The organism is Pedobacter deserti, assembly GCF_024436415.1.
GTDB lineage: Bacteria > Bacteroidota > Bacteroidia > Sphingobacteriales > Sphingobacteriaceae > Pedobacter > Pedobacter faecalis.
Genome location: NZ_JAFMZQ010000001.1, coordinates 2,833,903 through 2,850,868 on the forward strand (window position 1 = coordinate 2,833,903; position 16,966 = coordinate 2,850,868).

General features: G+C 47.8%; 19 protein-coding genes. 8 read left to right on the plus strand and 11 right to left on the minus strand.

The annotated features are described in order from the left end of the window. Positions 1 to 78: 78 nt before the first annotated feature. Complete coding sequence (locus J3P40_RS12825; RefSeq protein WP_256006294.1) at positions 79 to 585, minus strand: GbsR/MarR family transcriptional regulator; 507 nt, start codon at positions 583 to 585, stop codon at positions 79 to 81. A 144-nt stretch (positions 586 to 729) separates the two neighbouring features. Between J3P40_RS12825 and J3P40_RS12830 the strand changes: the two genes are divergently transcribed. Then, positions 730 to 2,790, plus strand: a complete 2,061-nt coding sequence (locus tag J3P40_RS12830; RefSeq protein ID WP_256006296.1) for a PAS domain-containing protein — start codon at positions 730 to 732, stop codon at positions 2,788 to 2,790. A gap of 8 nt (positions 2,791 to 2,798) precedes the next feature. Here J3P40_RS12830 and J3P40_RS12835 read toward each other — a convergent pair whose 3' ends face one another. Further along, positions 2,799 to 3,572: an SDR family oxidoreductase gene (locus J3P40_RS12835; RefSeq protein ID WP_256006299.1), complete on the minus strand. Its 774-nt coding sequence runs from the start codon at positions 3,570 to 3,572 to the stop codon at positions 2,799 to 2,801. Between the two features lie 114 nt (positions 3,573 to 3,686). Between J3P40_RS12835 and J3P40_RS12840 the strand changes: the two genes are divergently transcribed. After that, positions 3,687 to 4,013 carry a winged helix-turn-helix transcriptional regulator gene (locus J3P40_RS12840; RefSeq protein ID WP_256006301.1) on the plus strand — a complete coding sequence of 109 codons (327 nt, stop codon included), beginning with the start codon at positions 3,687 to 3,689 and terminating at the stop codon, positions 4,011 to 4,013. Here J3P40_RS12840 and J3P40_RS12845 read toward each other — a convergent pair. From J3P40_RS12845 to J3P40_RS12855, 3 genes are all read right to left on the minus strand, one after another. Next, on the minus strand, positions 4,010 to 5,098 hold the full coding sequence (locus tag J3P40_RS12845) for an alkene reductase (protein ID WP_256006302.1): 1,089 nt from the start codon (positions 5,096 to 5,098) through the stop codon (positions 4,010 to 4,012). The genes J3P40_RS12840 and J3P40_RS12845 overlap by 4 nt on opposite strands. Before the next feature lie 34 nt (positions 5,099 to 5,132). Continuing rightward, positions 5,133 to 6,086, minus strand: coding sequence for an NAD(P)-dependent alcohol dehydrogenase (locus J3P40_RS12850; protein WP_256006304.1), 954 nt, complete (start codon positions 6,084 to 6,086; stop codon positions 5,133 to 5,135). A 76-nt stretch (positions 6,087 to 6,162) separates the two neighbouring features. Next, positions 6,163 to 6,885, minus strand: coding sequence for a helix-turn-helix domain-containing protein (locus tag J3P40_RS12855; RefSeq protein ID WP_256006307.1), 723 nt, complete (start codon positions 6,883 to 6,885; stop codon positions 6,163 to 6,165). A 104-nt stretch (positions 6,886 to 6,989) separates the two neighbouring features. On the opposite strand from J3P40_RS12855, the gene J3P40_RS12860 reads away from it, so the two are divergent. From J3P40_RS12860 to J3P40_RS12875, 4 genes are all read left to right on the plus strand, one after another. Then, positions 6,990 to 7,907 (plus strand): AraC family transcriptional regulator, encoded by a 918-nt coding sequence (locus tag J3P40_RS12860; protein WP_256006309.1) that lies wholly within the window; start codon positions 6,990 to 6,992, stop codon positions 7,905 to 7,907. 65 nt (positions 7,908 to 7,972) lie between these two features. Further along, entirely contained in the window at positions 7,973 to 8,311 is a 339-nt protein-coding gene (locus tag J3P40_RS12865) for an ArsR/SmtB family transcription factor (protein ID WP_256006311.1), read from the plus strand. Beyond that, complete coding sequence (locus J3P40_RS12870) at positions 8,295 to 8,759, plus strand: SRPBCC domain-containing protein (protein ID WP_256006313.1); 465 nt, start codon at positions 8,295 to 8,297, stop codon at positions 8,757 to 8,759. Before J3P40_RS12865 ends, J3P40_RS12870 begins: the two co-directional genes overlap by 17 nt. 3 nt (positions 8,760 to 8,762) lie before the next feature. After that, positions 8,763 to 9,167: a DoxX family protein gene (locus tag J3P40_RS12875; protein WP_256006315.1), complete on the plus strand. Its 405-nt coding sequence runs from the start codon at positions 8,763 to 8,765 to the stop codon at positions 9,165 to 9,167. On the opposite strand, the gene J3P40_RS12880 is transcribed toward J3P40_RS12875, so the two are convergent. Further along, the gene (locus J3P40_RS12880) at positions 9,139 to 9,642 is read right to left on the minus strand and encodes a DinB family protein (protein ID WP_256006317.1); all 504 of its coding nucleotides are present in this window, start codon (positions 9,640 to 9,642) and stop codon (positions 9,139 to 9,141) included. The two genes, J3P40_RS12875 and J3P40_RS12880, sit on opposite strands and share 29 nt — an antisense overlap. A 74-nt stretch (positions 9,643 to 9,716) precedes the next feature. On the opposite strand from J3P40_RS12880, the gene J3P40_RS12885 reads away from it, so the two are divergent. Continuing rightward, the gene (locus J3P40_RS12885; protein ID WP_256006319.1) at positions 9,717 to 11,042 is read left to right on the plus strand and encodes a serine hydrolase domain-containing protein; all 1,326 of its coding nucleotides are present in this window, start codon (positions 9,717 to 9,719) and stop codon (positions 11,040 to 11,042) included. Between the two features lie 36 nt (positions 11,043 to 11,078). On the opposite strand, the gene J3P40_RS12890 is transcribed toward J3P40_RS12885, so the two are convergent. From J3P40_RS12890 to J3P40_RS12910, 5 genes are read right to left on the minus strand one after another with little or no spacing between them, the layout of a single operon-like run. Next, positions 11,079 to 12,296 carry an FG-GAP repeat domain-containing protein gene (locus tag J3P40_RS12890; RefSeq protein ID WP_256006321.1) on the minus strand — a complete coding sequence of 406 codons (1,218 nt, stop codon included), beginning with the start codon at positions 12,294 to 12,296 and terminating at the stop codon, positions 11,079 to 11,081. Between the two features lie 4 nt (positions 12,297 to 12,300). After that, positions 12,301 to 14,316, minus strand: a complete 2,016-nt coding sequence (gene ligD / locus J3P40_RS12895) for a DNA ligase D (protein ID WP_256006323.1) — start codon at positions 14,314 to 14,316, stop codon at positions 12,301 to 12,303. Between the two features lie 27 nt (positions 14,317 to 14,343). Continuing rightward, a complete protein-coding gene (locus J3P40_RS12900) occupies positions 14,344 to 14,520 on the minus strand; it encodes a hypothetical protein (protein WP_256006325.1) in 177 nt (58 codons plus the stop codon). Positions 14,521 to 14,556: 36 nt separating this feature from the next. Further along, positions 14,557 to 15,036 carry an NUDIX hydrolase gene (locus tag J3P40_RS12905; RefSeq protein WP_256006328.1) on the minus strand — a complete coding sequence of 160 codons (480 nt, stop codon included), beginning with the start codon at positions 15,034 to 15,036 and terminating at the stop codon, positions 14,557 to 14,559. A gap of 56 nt (positions 15,037 to 15,092) precedes the next feature. Next, complete coding sequence (locus tag J3P40_RS12910) at positions 15,093 to 15,830, minus strand: MBL fold metallo-hydrolase (protein ID WP_256006330.1); 738 nt, start codon at positions 15,828 to 15,830, stop codon at positions 15,093 to 15,095. Positions 15,831 to 15,948: 118 nt separating this feature from the next. Between J3P40_RS12910 and J3P40_RS12915 the strand changes: the two genes are divergently transcribed. Beyond that, positions 15,949 to 16,905, plus strand: coding sequence for a CvpA family protein (locus J3P40_RS12915; protein WP_256006332.1), 957 nt, complete (start codon positions 15,949 to 15,951; stop codon positions 16,903 to 16,905). The last annotated feature ends 61 nt before the right edge of the window (positions 16,906 to 16,966 follow it).

Consider the following 16,966-nt stretch of genomic DNA (forward strand, 5'->3'; position numbering starts at 1 on the left):
ATTACTTAGCTATTAAAATAATTCTTTTAACTTTTCGTATTTTCAGAAAAAACTGAAAGATTGTGATAAAAAAATATTCTACTTGAATATTTTGAATATAGATCCCCAAAACCAGTTTTCCTCTGCTTTTAGCATGGTGTCAAGTGTTCGATCTACATTTTTAGCTAACTTATGTATATCGGTAACCGACCTATTAAAGGTCGCATATTCAGGATCTTTATTATTCCCCTCTACTTTTGACAATTCATCCAGGGCTTTTAAAACTGGGTCTAATTCTCTTTTTCTCCGCTCTTTAGCTACCTGACGGGCAATGTTCCAGGTGTCCTTGTCAGCATAAAAATACTCTTTACGCTCGCCTGCCTTATGCTGCTTCTCAATCAAGCCCCAGCCTATTAAATCCCTTAGTGTCATATTTGCATTACCTCTTGAAATACTTAACGTCTCCATAATCTCCTCTGTCGTAAGAGCCTCGGGCGTTATAAGAAGCAAAGCATGGACTTGCGCCATGGTTCGGTTAATCCCCCACTCAGATCCTAACTTGCCCCACGTCTCAATAAACTTTTTCTTTGCTTCTACTAGTTCCATGAAACAAATATAAAAGATGTTATTAAACTTTCAAAATATATTGAAAGTTTAATAACTAAATAAGAGTTCCAGCCTGCCCTTCCTGAAATCAGGCAGATTAGTTTGTATAAACTTGCTTATATTTATACGAACAGGTTTCGCTTTATGAACCATATTTTACGTCCACCGGATAAGATCAAGAACTATCAGGCTTATATGGTCTTTATGCTGACCATTATTTGGTCGGCAGTTACGGCTTTGGTCGTGGTGTTCGGCCTTTTCTACTTTCCGCAACTGAAGTCGAGATGGGCAATATTGTTAGGTGTGGCCTTGTTAATTGCTATAGTTAACCTAAGCCTGAACTATTATGGGCACACCCGCAAGGCGAGTTGGTCGCTCACCATCATGCTATGGCTGTACATCACCGTGCCATGCTATTCGGCCGGGGGGATATTTGCGCCCGGAATATTATCGCAAATGGCAGTCATTCTTACTGCCGGGTTTTTGCTCGGGCGAAGGGGTGGACTGGCAATTGGTCTGCTAACCATCGCAGCAGATTTTGCACTGGCTTTGCTCGAGGTAAACGGCCAGTTACCTGCGCCCACGGTAGTTCACGATCCGATCAGCAGGTGGATCAGCGCTATGATTCCCATCATAACCATATTGGTGATGCAGTATTACGCGATCAACCATCTACGGAGCAGCCTGAGATCGATGCAGCGGGAAACCTTAAAGCGCAGAACGGCGGTAGCCCAGCGGGAACAGGCCTTCAATGAACTTGTTGAGCGGGAAAAGGAATTGGAAGACTATAAATATGCTTTAGACATTTCGTCTATAGTGGCGATATCTAATGTTGACGGTGTCTTTTTGTACGTGAACGACAATTTCTGCAAAGTGAGCAAATACAGCGCTGAAGAACTTATAGGAAAGACTCACGATATCCTTTTTTCCGGCTATCATCCACCAGAGTATTTCGACGAATTAGGCGCCGCGCTTATGGAGGGTAAGCCATACAGAGGAGAATTTTGCAACAAGGCGAAGGATGGCTCCAATTATTGGGTTGACTCCACGATCGTACCGTTTGTGAACGACGAAGGCGAGGTATATCAATACATATCGATAAACAGCGATATCACGGCGAAAAAGGAGGCGGTGCAGCAGCTTAGGATAAGCAAAGAAAGATACAAATCCATCATAGAGGTTTCCAATATGGGCGCATGGGAATATGACCTGGACACGCAACGGGTATGGTATAGTTCGCAATACTTTGCTATGCTGGGGTTCGACAGACCGGACGGAACCTGGGAGGATACGCAGGGTATGTCATGGGTTGACCGCCTTCACCCCGACGACCGCGAAAATGCTGTGCGGATTTTCAATGAGTTCCTGAATGGCACTTCTACCGATCTGTACGAGAATTTCTTTCGGATGCGGCATAAGTCGGGCGACTGGGTCTGGATCTGGTCGCGCGCCAGGAAGCTCCAGGACCACCGGGGCAACCTTACGAATATTAGTTTAGGTACACATACCGATATTTCGGCCAGGGTAAAAGCGGAACAAAAGACGAAGGAGAGCGAACAGCTCATCAGAAAGATCACGAGCCAGGTACCGGGAAATACCTACATGTTCGAAATTGAAGAAACCGGCAAACTGAATTTCCTTTTTGTAAACCGTGGAACTGAGGAATACAATTTTACGGCCGATTTAGCGGATATTTCAAGAAATCCAGACAGGATACTGGAAGTCTGGCATGAGGACGACCGCAGTCTTTTTGTCGAGAACATGAAGAAGGCCTATAAAACGGAAAGACCAATAAGCTTTCAATACCGGATTGTGGTAGACGGTGTGATTCGCTGGCGCTGGCTTCAGGCAGTACCGGAAAAAGATCAGGAAGGAAAAGTTGTTTGGTATGGCGCAACCCGCGATGTCACCGCTTTGGTTGACTATATCGCCTCCGCGGAACAGATCCTATATGATATTTCCCATGTACTGCGCCGGCCGATCTGCTCTATGCTGGGCATAACTACGCTGATCAGCGAGGGCAATCTCAGTCCTGATGAAGCTCTTGAGCTTGCCCGGCAAATGCATCCTGTGGCAAAGGAACTTGACAAGTTTATGAAAGAGCTAAATCAGGTGTATGAGCAGAAAAAACATGTCGACCAGCTAAACATTAACTTCGCTGCGCTTGTGGATAAACGCAATTCATTATTTGAGCGCGACGACTAGCAGGCCATTTAGACCGTTGGCAATGCACCGCCGTCGACCGAATAATTTGCACCCGTAATATATTTCGCTTCCGGAGAGGCCAGGAAGGCCACAAGGCTAGCTATCTCTTCCGGTTCGCCCATCCTGCCGAGAGGAACACCTACTTTATCCATCACCGCTTTGAAGGCTTCATCTGATGTGATGTTTGAGGATTTTGCAATGTTGTCGATAAACTCCATCATTAGCGGGGTTTTTATCGCCCCTGGCGAAACGACGTTTACACGTATACCTTTTGCGCCAAGTTCGCTTGCCAGTGCTTTGCTGTAAACGTTTAGGGCTGCTTTTGCAGATGAATAGGACATGGTCATTTCCCAGATCGGTTGCTTTGCCGAACCAGTAGAAATGTTGATGATCACCCCGTTTTTTTGCTCGATCATGGTGGGCAGCAAAGCTTTATTCACGCGGACTACCGACATAAAATTGAGCTGCCAGTCGTTGTTCCAGTGTTCGTCTGACAGCACGCTAAAACCGCCTCCGGGACTTAAGTTCGCTCCTGCGTTATTTACAATAATATCTATCCTTCCGTATTTCTCTAAAATCTCTTTGGAAAGGGTGGCTGCACTTTCGGGTTGGGTCAGATCTGCGGATATAAAATGCTGTCCCTCGATGCTTTCTTCCGGTGCAGTTCGTGCTGTAATCACCACCTGAGCACCACGGTTACTTAATGTTTCGGCAATGGCCTTGCCAATACCTTTTGTTCCGCCTGTTACCAGCGCAACCTGTCCTTTTAATGAATTATCCATATCATTTATTTTATAATGTTTAGCAAAGCAACCTACAATACTTTACTTTTGCAAGTGGTTACACTATTGTATAGTAATAACACCAAGTAAAGAATTGAACATTATCAACTAGTTATGAGCAAAAGAAAATTGCAACAAACGGAATATAAATGCACGCTTCAGGAAATTTTAGGTGTGATCGGCGGAAAATGGTCGATGTCTATCATTTATGCTTTGTTTACTGGTACAAAGCGTTTTAGCGAACTGGAACGACTCATACCAAACATCAGTACCCGAATGCTGGTAAAGGAATTGAAGAATATGGAAGCAAACGGAATCGTAACCAGAAAGGTTTTTGCTACTGTGCCGCCTACTGTGGAATATACGTTGACGACAAAAGGGGAAAAGTTAGAGCCCATCATTAATGAGCTCTATAAATGGGGCGTGGAATATGTAGGTTAAGCATACGCACTTAAAAAAGGGTAGTCGATATAACCCTGATCGCCGCCGCCAAACATCGTTGCCCTGTCTGGTTCATTCAGTGCCACGTTGGCAAGAAAGCGTTGCGGCAGATCGGGGTTGGCCAGAAACAAGGTCCCGAAAGACACGGCTGTTGCGATGCCTCGTTCAAGCTCTGCTTCTGCCGTGTCTCTGTTGTAGCCTGAGTTGGCAATCACTGCTTGCTTAATCATCTTCCCGAAAACTTCCATCTCATCTATTTCAGGATAATGTTCCGGTGCGGGGAAATACGGACTCCTCTTCATCAGTTCCACATAAGCAAAATCAAGTTTGTTCAATTCGTTTATGAGGTAGGTGTAGGTTTCAACCGGGTTATCCAGCACCATGTTACCGTAGGGATGCAATGGCGAGATTTTAATTCCGACCCGCTGACCCCCTACTGCAGCGATCAGCTCCTGCATCACCTCCAGCACAAAGCGTGCTTTATTGGCATTACTTCCGCCATATTTATCTGTCCGTTGGTTTGCGCTCTCGGCCAGAAACTGGTTGGGCAGATACCCATTTGCCGCGTGAAGCTCTACCCCATCAAATCCGGCTTCTATCGCATTTTTAGCGGCCCTACCGTAGTCGGCTATGGTTTGCCCGATCTGCTCGTCCGTAATTTCCTGCGGAACCTCATAGTCCTTAAGCCCCTGCGAGGTAAAATGTTGCATGCCTGTTATAGGCAAAGCCGAGGGTGCAAGGGGCAATTTGCCATTCCGGTCTACGGAATGTCCTGCCCTGCCTGTGTGCCAAAGTTGAGCGATGATAAGGCCGCCTTCGTCATGTACGGCTTTGGTCACCTTTTCCCAGGCTTCGATTTGTTCCTCAGTGAAAATACCCGGAGTAAAGGGACTGCCAGTTGCGTCTTCACTGATCCGGATCGCTTCGGTGAATATCACGCCTGCACTTACCCGCTGCGTATAGTATTTTACCGTAGGATCGCCTACCACACCGTTGATGTTGGCGCGACTTCTTGTCATGGCCGACATAGCCATTTTGTTTTTCAAATGCAGGCTTCCTAAGCTTGCTTTCTCTAATAGTTTCATATTTTCTAATGTTGAATGTATAAGACGTATTTCTTTATCTTTCTTCTGGGAATTCGACGACAACCTTACCGACGAAGCCACCTGCCTCTGCGTATTGATATGCCTGGCGGTATTCCGTAAACGGAAATACCCGGTTGACCTTCACTTCGAAGCCGTTCCTTATGGCAGCCAATAAGGCATCGGCGTATTTTTTAGATGGGCTGGAAAGGACGACCTGGTGTTTCTTTCCGGTAAAGAAGTTGGATATTTTAGACAGGATGATCTCAACGGGTTTGGGCGTCGGGTTCAGGAAGAGCGACCGGGGATTCATGATTTGTTTAGCCTTCCGGTAGCCCATTTTTCCCGACAGATCAATCACTATATCGTAGGTGTGTTTTTGAGCAAGAATGTCTTCTTTTTTATAGTCGACCACCCGGGCAGCACCCCATTGTTTGGCATATCGCATCCCGCCTGCACTTGTAACCGCTGTTACATCAGCATCGGTTTGTGACAGTAACTGCATCAGAAACATGCCATAACCACCGGTAGCGCCGTTTACCAGGACTGTTGTTTGTGAATCGGTATGGCCCATTTTCTCGAAGGTAGTGACCGCAGCAGTGCCGACGACTGGGATAGATGCGGCCTGAGCGAAACTCAATTCTGAAGGCTTCCTCCATACCAGATTCGCGGGTACGGCGATATACTCGGAAGATGCGCCGTCTTTCATGATGTTCCCTACCACACCAAAAACTTCATCTCCTTTTTTAAGTCCTTTCACGGAAGTTCCGGTGGCGACAACTACGCCTGCAAAATCGGCGCCGGTGTACTTCGGAAACTTTGAACCCGACATGAGTTTCATCTCTCCCTTCCGGATCTTCCAATCCATAGGGTTGATGGAAAATGTTTTGACTTTTACGAGCACCTGATCATCTTTGACCGAAGGGTTTTGTCTCTCTACAATTTGCAGAACCTCTGTGGTCCCGAACTTTTCGTATGCTATCGCTTTCATGATATTATGTTTAAATGATATCACAAAGTTGCGAAGCGGCCAACGCCTAAACTTGTATCAAAACACTGATGTTGTTTTAGTGTACCAGAATCAGATTGCTGTTCATCTTCAAAGCCTTGGGCGGCATACCGAACATTTCGTACATGTATTTATTGAGTTGGGGCAGGTCGTAAAAGCCTGTCTCATAGGCTATCTCGGTAAGGCTCTTGTCTTTCTCCGTAAGCGCCAGATAGATGGCCTGCCGCAGGCGTGTCCACAACAGGTATTTAGAAAGGCTGCTGCCGGTCTGTTCTTTAAACAGTGCGGCTAAACGGGAGGGCGACAAAAATACCTTGTCGGAAAAGGTCTGTGGCGTAATATCAGACTCGAAGTAATTGCTCCGGATATAATCGACGATCGTAGCAACCCGGTCGTCATATTGCAGCACCGGAATCTTCGAAATCAGCGTTTCGATAACATCTGGAACGCTCCGGCTATGTTCCGGAGTTCCGAAAAAAGTGATTATCTCTTGTGCTGAACGGAAAATGGTAAAAGCCTCGTTTTCTTTAAACCTTGTGGAAAGCTCAAGCCCGAGATTGGAATAAGGTTCTATGTTTAACACACTTAGCGTGCCCTTTTCTGCAACGCATAAATGCCTGACATGCGGTTTGATAAGAAAGCCATAAATACCCTCGTTTAACGTCCCATCGATGGTAGAGTTAAATGGGGTGTCGGTCGACAGCACGATCTGATAGGCCGCATGGTGATGGATTTCTACCGTGAGATTGCTTGCCTGAAGCGCTAATATAAAGGGGTTCATATGCAGATTTTAGACACAATGATTCTCGAATGCAAAATAGCTATTATAAACTGTGTAAGACATGCAAAAACCAATTTGCTATTTTTGACGCAAAAGTATTTCAGATGACCAATCCAGAGAGCGAGACCCAGGTTGATTACAAGATCAGGATAAACAAGGTATTCAGATACATTGACGAGCATTTGGACGCACAGGTTTCCCTGGCCGAGGTTGCGGAAATTGCCAGTTTCTCAGCATTTCACTTCCACCGCGTATTTAAGATGGTGACAGGCGAAGCGCTTGGCGCGTATATTACCCGTCGCAGAATTGAAAAAGCTGCGTCCGACCTACTCCATAAGGACGGTCCGCTCACGGAGATTCTTGTAAAATATGGTTTCAGCGACAATGCCTCGTTTACCAGAACCTTTAAAAAGTACTATGGGGTAAGTCCTACCGAATTCAGAAAACAAAACCCCAACAGATTTAGCAAGATAAGCCAAATGCTCAGCAAGATCGGTCAAGTTTACCCCGATGTCGAGAGATACCTTTGCGTTATTAATGATCTAAAAACATGGATAACAATGAACGCAAAAATTGAAATCAAAACGATTCAGGAAATACAGGTGGCCTGCATACCCTGCATTGGCCATCAAAATGTGCAGACTGCCTACCAGAAGTTAATACGCTGGGCAACGCCGCTCGGATTGCTTTCAGTGCATACTAAAATGGCGACCCTTTATCACGACAGTTTTAAAATCACAGATTCGAACAAAGTTCGCATGGAGGCTTGTGTACTGATAAGTGAGCCCGTAAAAGTAAGTGGCGAAGTAACTTTATCGACAATCCCCGGCGGGAAGTTCATAGTCGGCAGTTTCGAGATCGGGCTAGAGGAATTTGAGAAATCCTGGACCGGGCTCTTTATCTGGATGAATGAGAACGGCTATAAAAAGGCCAGTCAGAATCCTTTTGAAATCTATCACAATGATTTTAGTAAGCATCCTGAGCAGAAAGCCATCGTAGATTTTTATATTCCTATCGAATAAAAATTCTTCTTAAAACTTGCGTAGTTAAATAGCTACATATATATTTGTAGTCAAATAACTACATAATGAATTTAAGAAGAGACGTTTTTCAGGCTATTTCCGACCCGACCCGACGGGCCATCCTCTTGCTAGTTGCCTCTCAGTCGCTGTCGGCCGGTGCCATTGCGGCCAACTTTGATACTGCCAGACCTACCATTTCCAAGCACTTGCAAATTCTTACGGAGTGTGAACTCTTACGCCAGGAACAAACAGGCAGAGAGGTTCACTATCATATCAGTGCCCAAAAAATGAAAGAGGTGGCCGACTTTTTAGAGCCTTTCCGCCAGATGTGGGACGAGCGATTTAACAAGCTGGAAGCCGTAATGAAACAATACAAAAGCAAGCAAGATGGAACAGAAAACTAAAATAAACGCCGAAGAAGGCAGTCAGGAGATTACCATTACCCGGGTGTTCGACCTGCCGGTTGAACTGCTTTTTAAAGCTTATGAAGAGGCTGAGCTATTTGAGCAATGGATGAGTACTAAGGTAACCAAGTTCGATATGCGCAAACATGGCTCCTACGCGTTTGAAACTTCGCATAACGGTCAGGTGGCTTTTGCGGCCAACGGTACAATTCACGAATTTGTTCCCAACCTGAAAATTACCCGCACATTTGAAATGGAAAATACACCATTTCCCGTGCAACTCGAATATCTGGAGTTTGAAGCCCTCAATGCCGAAACCAGCAAGCTTACCATGCAAATCGTGTTCAAGTCGACCGCCCACCGCAACCAGCTGCTTCAAATGCCTTTCGCGCAGGGGCTCAACTGGGCACACAATAAACTGCAAGACACCCTAAACGCTTTAAAATAGAATATGAAAAAGACACACAAGATCATCTACTGGGTAGCCACCCTATGGCTGGGACTGGGCATGACATCAACTGGCATTGTGCAGCTTATCCAAATGGACGAGGAAGCACAAAAGATGAGTGAACTCGGCTATCCTGGCTATTTTTTAACCGTCATAGGCATCTGGAAGATACTGGGTACCATAGCGATTATCCTGCCCAAAACACCTCTGCTCAAAGAATGGGCCTATGCGGGATTCTTTTTCCTCATGACCGGGGCTATTTTTAGTCACCTGGCCCATGGCGACAGCGCCATAGAGTACTTTGGCCCTGCCTTGTTGCTGGTGCTTACCACAGTCTCCTGGTATTTCCGACCGGCCGACCGCAAGGTCGGTGCAGCGGTTACTGCCTCAGCTCATCCTCATACGTAGGCCCGTACATACCCGGCACTTTGTTACCCGTAGCGCGCAGGTAAACGATCATTTCACCCCTGTGATGATAGATGTGATTGAAGAGAAACCCGCGTGCTACGATGCCTCTCGGCATTGGGCCGAGAAGTACTTTGTCCCCTACTTTCATCGTCCAGTTCACGGCCAGATCCTCTTCCTTTAGTGCTTGCAGCGCTGCTCTGGCTTTTTCTACATTGCTTTCGAAAAGCGCAAGGGTTGCCTGAATATCGTCCGTACTGCCACGCTCCAGGTGGTCGGCCGTGATGTCGTACACATCTTGTGTAAACGTACCCTCATACCAATAATAGATCGTAGCAATGTGCTGGGCAAGTTCGCCCATGTTCCATGAGGTTTCAGAAGGCTTATAGCCAAGGTCCTTTTCCGGAACAGCCTGCAACAACTTTCGTGTACTGTTTACCTCATGTTCAAATTCCTGTGTAAGATATTGTAAAATCATAATCAACGCTTTTCATAAAGATAACAAATATTCGCGCCTTTCTTTTTACCTTAAGGCCCGATTAACGTATAGACATGAAAAAAATCATCGCAATCTTACTCCTCGGTGTGCTCTTTGCCACACAATCTCATGCCCAGACCGTCAACACCGCCAAACTTGATAGTTTCTTTAACGCACTGGCTGCGAACGACAAAACGATGGGCAGTTTTGCTGTGGCTAAAGATGGCAGGGTGGTTTACCAAAGATCTGTCGGATACCAGGTATTAGGTCCGGATAGCGTTAAGGCCACCGCCAATACGCAATACCGGATCGGGTCCATTACTAAAGTTTTTACTGCGGTGATGATCTTCCAGCTTATCGATGAGGGCAAACTATCGCTCGACACCAAGTTGTCTAAGTTCTATCCAGCCCTGCCAAACAGTGATAAAATCACCATCGATCACCTCCTGTCGCACACCAGCGGGCTGATCGATTATGTCAGCGAGGTAAGCAACAGGGTCTGGATCACTCAAGCTCATCCTAAAAATGAACTTCTGGATACGATAGCGAAGCGTAAAGTGAATTTTGAGCCTGGCAGCAAGCAGCAATACTCCAATTCGGGATACCTGCTTTTGAGCTATATTCTTGAAGATATTACGGGAAAGTCATTTAACAAATTGTTGGAGACCCGCATCGTTAAAAAGCTGGGCCTTAAAAGCAGTGTGGCGGGTGTTCCTAACAATAGCAAAAACGAGGCTATGCCGTATGCGAGGATTAGTTCATGGACGGATATTAAGGACATATACTTTCCCAATGTAATTGGCGTGGGCGACATACTATCGACCCCCGCCGATCTGCTTGTGTTTATGAATGCCCTGGCTAGCGGCAAACTTTTATCTGCGGAACGTTATGCTGATATGCGTACATTCACCGGCCAAAGTCGCCTTGCCAGAGGGTTAATGAAAGTTCCTTTTTATGAGTATTGGGGTTTGGGCCATGGAGGCGACACATACGGCACGCACAGTATTCTATATCATTTCAAAGAGAGCGGCATATCCATAGCTTTCTGTGTTAATGGACTCAATTACCCAATAAACGATATCAGCATTGCGCTGCTGAGTGCAGCCTATAACAAACCGCTTCAAATCCCCTCCTTCAAGTCGCTTGACCTGACTCCGGCTGAACTTGATCCACTTACCGGGACCTACAGTTCTGCTGGACTTCCCTTTACGATAACGGTGACCAGAAATGGCAGTTCAATTATTGCACAAGCTTCAGGACAATCGGCATTGCCTATGGAAGCGGTTACCAAGAGCAGGTTTAAGTTTGATGGTGCAGGGATAGTTCTGGAGTTTGATACGCAAAAGAAAGAGATGTTGCTGAAGCAGCACGGGCATAGTTTCGTGTTCTCTAAACAGTAAGTCCTACACCAGGTTTCGCTGCAGGAGTTCTTGGTGCTACCGCTTACCCAGGAGCAATCTGGCCTGTGTTCCCCACTGACCGATAAACAAATCTGCTATGCCGTCGCCGTTTACATCGCCGACGGCAATGCCCCAGCTCCGGCCTATGGTAGAACCTGGGATAACTTCGGCTGTGGCCAGGTTAAACTTGCCTTTTCCATCGTTTTGCAAGGCCTGGACCTGCATAGGCGCAAATGAGGGAATCCTAACGGCACTGAAGATGATATCGGGATGTCCGTCGCGGTTAAAGTCGACCACCGCGCCGGCATAAGTTGAGTATTCCTGTTTGGGCAAGCGCAACGCAGTCTCATCTTTAAACCGCCCCTTGCCGTCGTTTATAAGCAGGCGAGCGTTTGGATCTTTCTCATATTTACCGGCGTTGCTGGTCAGATTAGCAAATAGGATGTCGGGATGCTTGTCTCCATTCGCATCAAAAACGATCACTTCACGGGTATGAAGCGGAACCGGAAGATCTAATGCCCCCTCGCGTTCTGAAAAGTTGCCCTTTCCATTATTGAACATCAGGCGGTTAGGCGGAACCTCATTTCCAAATACGACATCAAGGGCGCCGTTGCCGTCCAGATCAGCCAGTTTAACCGATTGCGTCTGCGCCGGAAGTTCAGACAAAACGCCTCCGGCATTCGCCTTAAAATGTCCCGGACGCACCGGATCATTTAACCATAAGAAGTTTTTAGCATCCGCACCTGTATTGCCAACCACAATATCAGGGAGGCCGTCACCATTCACATCGCCTATATCCAGGCCGTTTCCCTCGCTGAGTGCCGGAAGCCGGTCGCTCACATCGGTAAAGGTCCCATCACTGTTGCCCAAATAGTATTCAGAATTGTGATCATCCTCCGCTACAAAAATCCCGTCCAGGTGACCGTCGCCATTGAAATCGCCTAGCCTCACATGTTCTGTGTCGTGGTTCTTATCCGCAAACACCCCCTTCTTCCAGCTAAAAACACCCTTGCCGTCATTGATATACAGTCGGTTGGGCCGGCCCTCCAGTGCTAATACCGCATCAAGGTGACCGTCTGCGCTTACATCAGCAAGAACCACATCCAGGATATGTGCTTCCGGATCGGCTGGAAGGGCTGATGCCGTAACGTCCTTAAAATAAGGTGTTTCGGTGGTTTGAGCGGTGGCCGACTGGTAAACCAGGGTACCCGGCAGACTAAACGCCGCATAATATATTAAAACTCTTGCCTTCATATGATCATCCAAAAAGTTCCTTCGCCTTTTTCACCGTCTTCTCCAAATCAATCCCCTTCCCTAATACACCCTTAAAGAGATCGCCCTTGTCTTTTAGCCGGTCGACCGCATTAAATATCGTAAAATCCCGCATTTTAAGTCCCGGTTTCACTTCCTCCCATTCCAGCGGCATAGAGACCGTAGCCCCAGGCTTCGGCCTCAAAGAGTAAGGGCCTGCAATGGTAGCCCCCGGCCGGTTTTGCAGGAAGTCCAGGTACATCTTGCCTTTGCGGTTCGAAATCATCCGCTCCACACTTGTGAATTCCGGTATCTTTTTATGCACGAGGTTGACAAGTATACGCGCAAACATCTGGCTTTGGTCGTACGAATATTTAGCCGCCAGCGGGATGTAAATATGCATACCTGTAGAGCCAGAAGTCTTGCAATAGCTCGGAACCGCGAGCTGATCCAGGATGTCTTTTACCGCAAGCGCTGCTTCAATAACCTGCTCAAAAGTGTTCTGGTCCGGATCGAGGTCAATCACACAGTAATCCGGATTATCCGGATGCTGCACCCTCGAAAACCATGGGTTTACTTCAATGCAACCCAGCGAAGCCATCCATAGCAGCGTCGCTTCATCATGTCCCACGAGATATTCCTTGTCCTCGCCATCGCTTGTGATATACGGAAAAGTCTTAGCCCATTCGGGCGCCTTATCCTTCACATCTTTCTGGTAAAAACTCTTGCCGTGTATGCCGCCGGGAAAGCGGTTAAGGGAAAGCGGCCTGTCCTTTAGATAAGGCAGGATAAAATCGGCCACCTGGTAGTAATAATTAAACAGATCGCGCTTCGTCACGCCGTCTTCCGGCCAGTACAGCTTACTCAAATTGGTGAACTTCAAGTCGTGCCCGTTCACCTTCCGCACCTGCGATTGCTCCTTAGGATTAAGCAGCGTTTTGCGTTGTTTTGCTTTGGGCGGTTTAATCGCCTCCGCATGTTCGTCCAAGCCCTCCAGCGCATCTGCGGTACCGACCGGCACTTCCAGTCCCACATCAGTAGCTTTCTTGTCGATCCGCATACCCTCAAAAGAAGGGTGACGGAATACTCCATCGCTGGTCACCTCCGTAAAAGCAACTTCGCAGACCAGTTCTGGTTTAAGCCATGTGGCTTTTGCCTTCGGCGGATTAGGCCGAAACCTGGAAGGCTTATTGACATCAGGAATCTCATTGAATGGGCTCTTATCTGTAATCAATGGTTTAAAGCTGGCCATCATTTGCTTCTGCGTTTTATCGTTAAAGCCCGTTCCCACCTTTCCTGCATAGCGCAGAACACCATCCTCATACACCCCTAGGAGCAGCGAACTGAACAGCTTGGGCGTATCCTCGTTTTTCGTGTAACCAGCAATAACCACTTCCTGCCGCTTCTGCACTTTAATCTTGAGCCATTCCTTGGAGCGGTTGTTCACACTATACAGACTATCGGCCTTCTTGGCAATGATACCTTCAAGCCCCATACGCTGTGCGGCATTGAAAAACTCCGTTCCCTTGGCCTTAAACACCTTGCTCAAGCGAATGCTCTCGTCATCTTGCGGCAGTACCTCCGCCAGAATTGCCTGTCTTTCGCTCAGTGGTAAACCAGTCAGGTCTTTGCCCTCATACCAGATGAGGTCGAACACATAGTACACCAATTCACCATCGGCCTCGCTGCGCCAGTTTTGCAGGTTTCCGAAATTAGAGACTCCGTTCTCGCCCAGCACCATAATCTCGCCGTCGACCACAATATCCAGCTTCCATTTGCGCATGAGGTCATATATCGGGTAAAATTTCTCGTTAAACTGCTTGTTGTTGCGCGACAGCAACTGCACATCGCCGTTCTTCAGGCTGAAACCCAACGCGCGGTACCCATCCCATTTCACTTCGTACACCCAGTCGTCGCCATCAAAAGGCTTATCTACCAGCGTAGCCAGCATGGGCTTTATACCTATCGGGATCTTCGTCTTAGGAGCAGCTTTCAGAAGCTTTCTATAATCGGTCGCGCTCATGGTTTCAGCAGTTTAGAAGGATCAATATTATCGGCACATGGCCACCGGTGGTCTCGGCGAAGGTGCACTCTGTGATTTGGCGCCCTGGTTGCATTTGCCCAGCAGGGTCCAGATGAGCGCAAATATGATGATGGTAGATAGACAGCCTCCGCCCAGTTTCTTGGCGCCCCAGGCAGCAATAATACCTCTGAAAAAGTTGTTCATAGCTTGTGTTTTCTAGCTAAACAACCCTTTCAGGCATTAAGTTTTGTTTGCGCCATGGTTTTGCAGTACGGCAAGAAGTTCGGTGAGCAAGCCCCGCTGCCTTTCGTTGATCTTCTGGCAGGCCTCGGTATAGCTGAACCAGGCCACCTTGTTGACCTCCTCAAAGGCCTCCATCTTGCCCGACCTGGGTGGCCACTCCATCTCAAATGTATTGCAGCGCAGGTGATCCGGATCAAAATCGCCTTCCACCGCCCAGGCATGCACTTCCTTGCCGGCTTTCTGCACAATGGGCTGCAGGGCAAGGTAGTCGCCCACCGGCCTGTGGCCTGTCTCCTCCTCAAACTCCCTTATGGCCGCATCAAACAGCGCCTCTCCCTCACTGGGTTCCCCTTTCGGGATGGTCCACACCCCAGCGTCCTTATTCCGAAAGAACGGTCCGCCCGGATGCGCCAGCAGAAATTCGGGTCCCGAACTACCTTTTCTGTACAATAAGATTCCAGCGCTTTGCTTTGCCATATATAAAGGAAATGTCCTGGTCGCTGACTGTCAACGATGTTTCAGCGATATCGCGATCAGATGTGCAATATTAAACCATCCGTTGCGCATTCCGGTTTCACGTACTGCATGTTGGACAGCATTTCATGGTCGAAGTGATTGAGCAATAATCTTTTACAGGTTAGCTGACTAAGCCGGCTTTCAAGCTCGATATAGCTTAGGTGACCCTTTACCTGGGTCTGATAAAAATTGCACTCGCAGACGAACAAATCAGCATCCGCGCTAAGCGGAATTAGTTCGTCCGTCCAGGAGGTATCTCCTGAAAAGCTCAGGATGCGGTTGCCCGCCTTGATGCGCAGGCCATGGGGCAAGGCTTCCTCCGTATGCACAACAGGAAAAGCTTCAATAGATAAATTGACCGCCAGCAAGGGTTTGCGCTGCTCGTACTCAATAAAGTTGACCGTTATTTTTTCGATGGGCCTGCTGCCCGGATACAGCAGATCAGTAAGTGCGCTGATGCGCTCCCTGCCGCCCGGGGGCGTGATAATGTTGAGGGGGCGACTGCGCTTTGTGGTGGCTGCATCCAGGATCACGAAGGGAACACCGCCGTAATGATCGCCATGAAAATGTGTAATAACAATGGTATCAATCTCTTCGATGGCTATGCCTGCACGTTTCAGGGCGGGCAGACTGCTTGCGCCGCAGTCGACCAGAAACCTGGTATTGTGCGCGGCTACGAAAAAGCAGGTATTAAGCCTGCCTCCACTGCCAAAAGCGTCTCCGCAGCCAATAACCTGTAATTTTACACTTTCCATTGCAGTGATAACATTTTTAATCTCAGATCGTTTCGCAAATCATTAAACATAAGCGCTCAGGGCGGTGTTGTTTATGAAGCGAAATTAACAAAATTGATCTATCTGAAGTGGAAAGTAATTGAACTGGCTCGATTTTATACTGATCATTATTTTATTGCTGTCTATACTTTCAGCTGTGCAGCGAGGCTTTATATTGTCGGCCGCCGAACTGGTGTGCTGGCTGGGTAGTCTTGCGCTTGCATTGTTTGGCTACGGACTGTTGCTTAACCTGCTCACTGCTGTTGCGCCCTCCCTCGGGGTTTGGGCTGCGCCTGTGGCTTTTCTAGTAACGCTTGTTGTAGCGCGGCTGTTGCTGGAGCGCGCGGTGGAATTTGTGCTGGCGGGGGTCGATAGGCGCTGGCATGGGCACCTGCTGAACAAGATACTCGGTGTGGTTCCGGGCGTGATCAACGGCTTTTTGTGGATGCTTTTCTTGTCGGCTTTGTTTATGCTGATGCCGGTGACCAGCCGCTTGTCTACCCAAGGCGGCGAGAGCAAATTGAACGATTGGGTGCTCGACCGTGCCACCTGGGCTAAAGACAAACTGGCACCGGTGTTTACCGATTTCTTTCAGAAGATCGTTCCGGCCAACAACGCCGCGGTGAATAAGGAGGAAAGTATTGACCTTCCGTTTAAAGTGAGCAAGCCTAGGACCCGGCCGGATCTGGAGGCGGAAATGCTTGAGCTGGTCAATCAGGAACGCGCAAAAGAAGGCTTGAAACCGCTCAAGGCCGACACCGCCTTGCGGATGGTAGCTCGTAAGCACTCGGCCGACATGTTTGCCCGTGGATATTTTTCGCATATAGCGCCGGATGGCACCACGCCCTTTCAGCGTATAGACCGCGAGGGGATCCTCTACCTCACCGCTGGCGAGAACCTTGCTTTGGCACCTACACTGAAGATTGCGCACGACGGATTGATGAAATCGCCGGGTCATCGTGCTAATATTCTCAGGCCGGCATTCGGTCGGGTGGGCATCGGGGTATTGCAGGGCGGGATATATGGTCTGATGATTACGCAGAATTTCAGGAATTAAACGTTAATTCTTGTTAAACATCTTTTGTTTAACGCTTTTTGGTTTATCTTTAGGAACCAAT

Bases quoted from the DNA above. Each gene is read 5' to 3' on its own strand.
- J3P40_RS12890 (WP_256006321.1), bottom strand. From the start codon at position 12,296: ATGAAGGCAAGAGTTTTAATATATTATGCGGCGTTTAGTCTGCCGGGT.
- J3P40_RS12840 (WP_256006301.1), top strand. From the start codon at position 3,687: ATGAGCAAAAGAAAATTGCAACAAACGGAATATAAATGCACGCTTCAG.
- J3P40_RS12830 (WP_256006296.1), top strand. From the start codon at position 730: ATGAACCATATTTTACGTCCACCGGATAAGATCAAGAACTATCAGGCT.
- J3P40_RS12885 (WP_256006319.1), top strand. From the start codon at position 9,717: ATGAAAAAAATCATCGCAATCTTACTCCTCGGTGTGCTCTTTGCCACA.
- ligD (WP_256006323.1), bottom strand. From the start codon at position 14,316: ATGAGCGCGACCGATTATAGAAAGCTTCTGAAAGCTGCTCCTAAGACG.
- J3P40_RS12875 (WP_256006315.1), top strand. From the start codon at position 8,763: ATGAAAAAGACACACAAGATCATCTACTGGGTAGCCACCCTATGGCTG.
- J3P40_RS12825 (WP_256006294.1), bottom strand. From the start codon at position 585: ATGGAACTAGTAGAAGCAAAGAAAAAGTTTATTGAGACGTGGGGCAAG.
- J3P40_RS12910 (WP_256006330.1), bottom strand. From the start codon at position 15,830: ATGGAAAGTGTAAAATTACAGGTTATTGGCTGCGGAGACGCTTTTGGC.
- J3P40_RS12835 (WP_256006299.1), bottom strand. From the start codon at position 3,572: ATGGATAATTCATTAAAAGGACAGGTTGCGCTGGTAACAGGCGGAACA.
- J3P40_RS12870 (WP_256006313.1), top strand. From the start codon at position 8,295: ATGGAACAGAAAACTAAAATAAACGCCGAAGAAGGCAGTCAGGAGATT.
- J3P40_RS12850 (WP_256006304.1), bottom strand. From the start codon at position 6,086: ATGAAAGCGATAGCATACGAAAAGTTCGGGACCACAGAGGTTCTGCAA.
- J3P40_RS12860 (WP_256006309.1), top strand. From the start codon at position 6,990: ATGACCAATCCAGAGAGCGAGACCCAGGTTGATTACAAGATCAGGATA.
- J3P40_RS12900 (WP_256006325.1), bottom strand. From the start codon at position 14,520: ATGAACAACTTTTTCAGAGGTATTATTGCTGCCTGGGGCGCCAAGAAA.
- J3P40_RS12880 (WP_256006317.1), bottom strand. From the start codon at position 9,642: ATGATTTTACAATATCTTACACAGGAATTTGAACATGAGGTAAACAGT.
- J3P40_RS12845 (WP_256006302.1), bottom strand. From the start codon at position 5,098: ATGAAACTATTAGAGAAAGCAAGCTTAGGAAGCCTGCATTTGAAAAAC.
- J3P40_RS12905 (WP_256006328.1), bottom strand. From the start codon at position 15,036: ATGGCAAAGCAAAGCGCTGGAATCTTATTGTACAGAAAAGGTAGTTCG.
- J3P40_RS12865 (WP_256006311.1), top strand. From the start codon at position 7,973: ATGAATTTAAGAAGAGACGTTTTTCAGGCTATTTCCGACCCGACCCGA.
- J3P40_RS12855 (WP_256006307.1), bottom strand. From the start codon at position 6,885: ATGAACCCCTTTATATTAGCGCTTCAGGCAAGCAATCTCACGGTAGAA.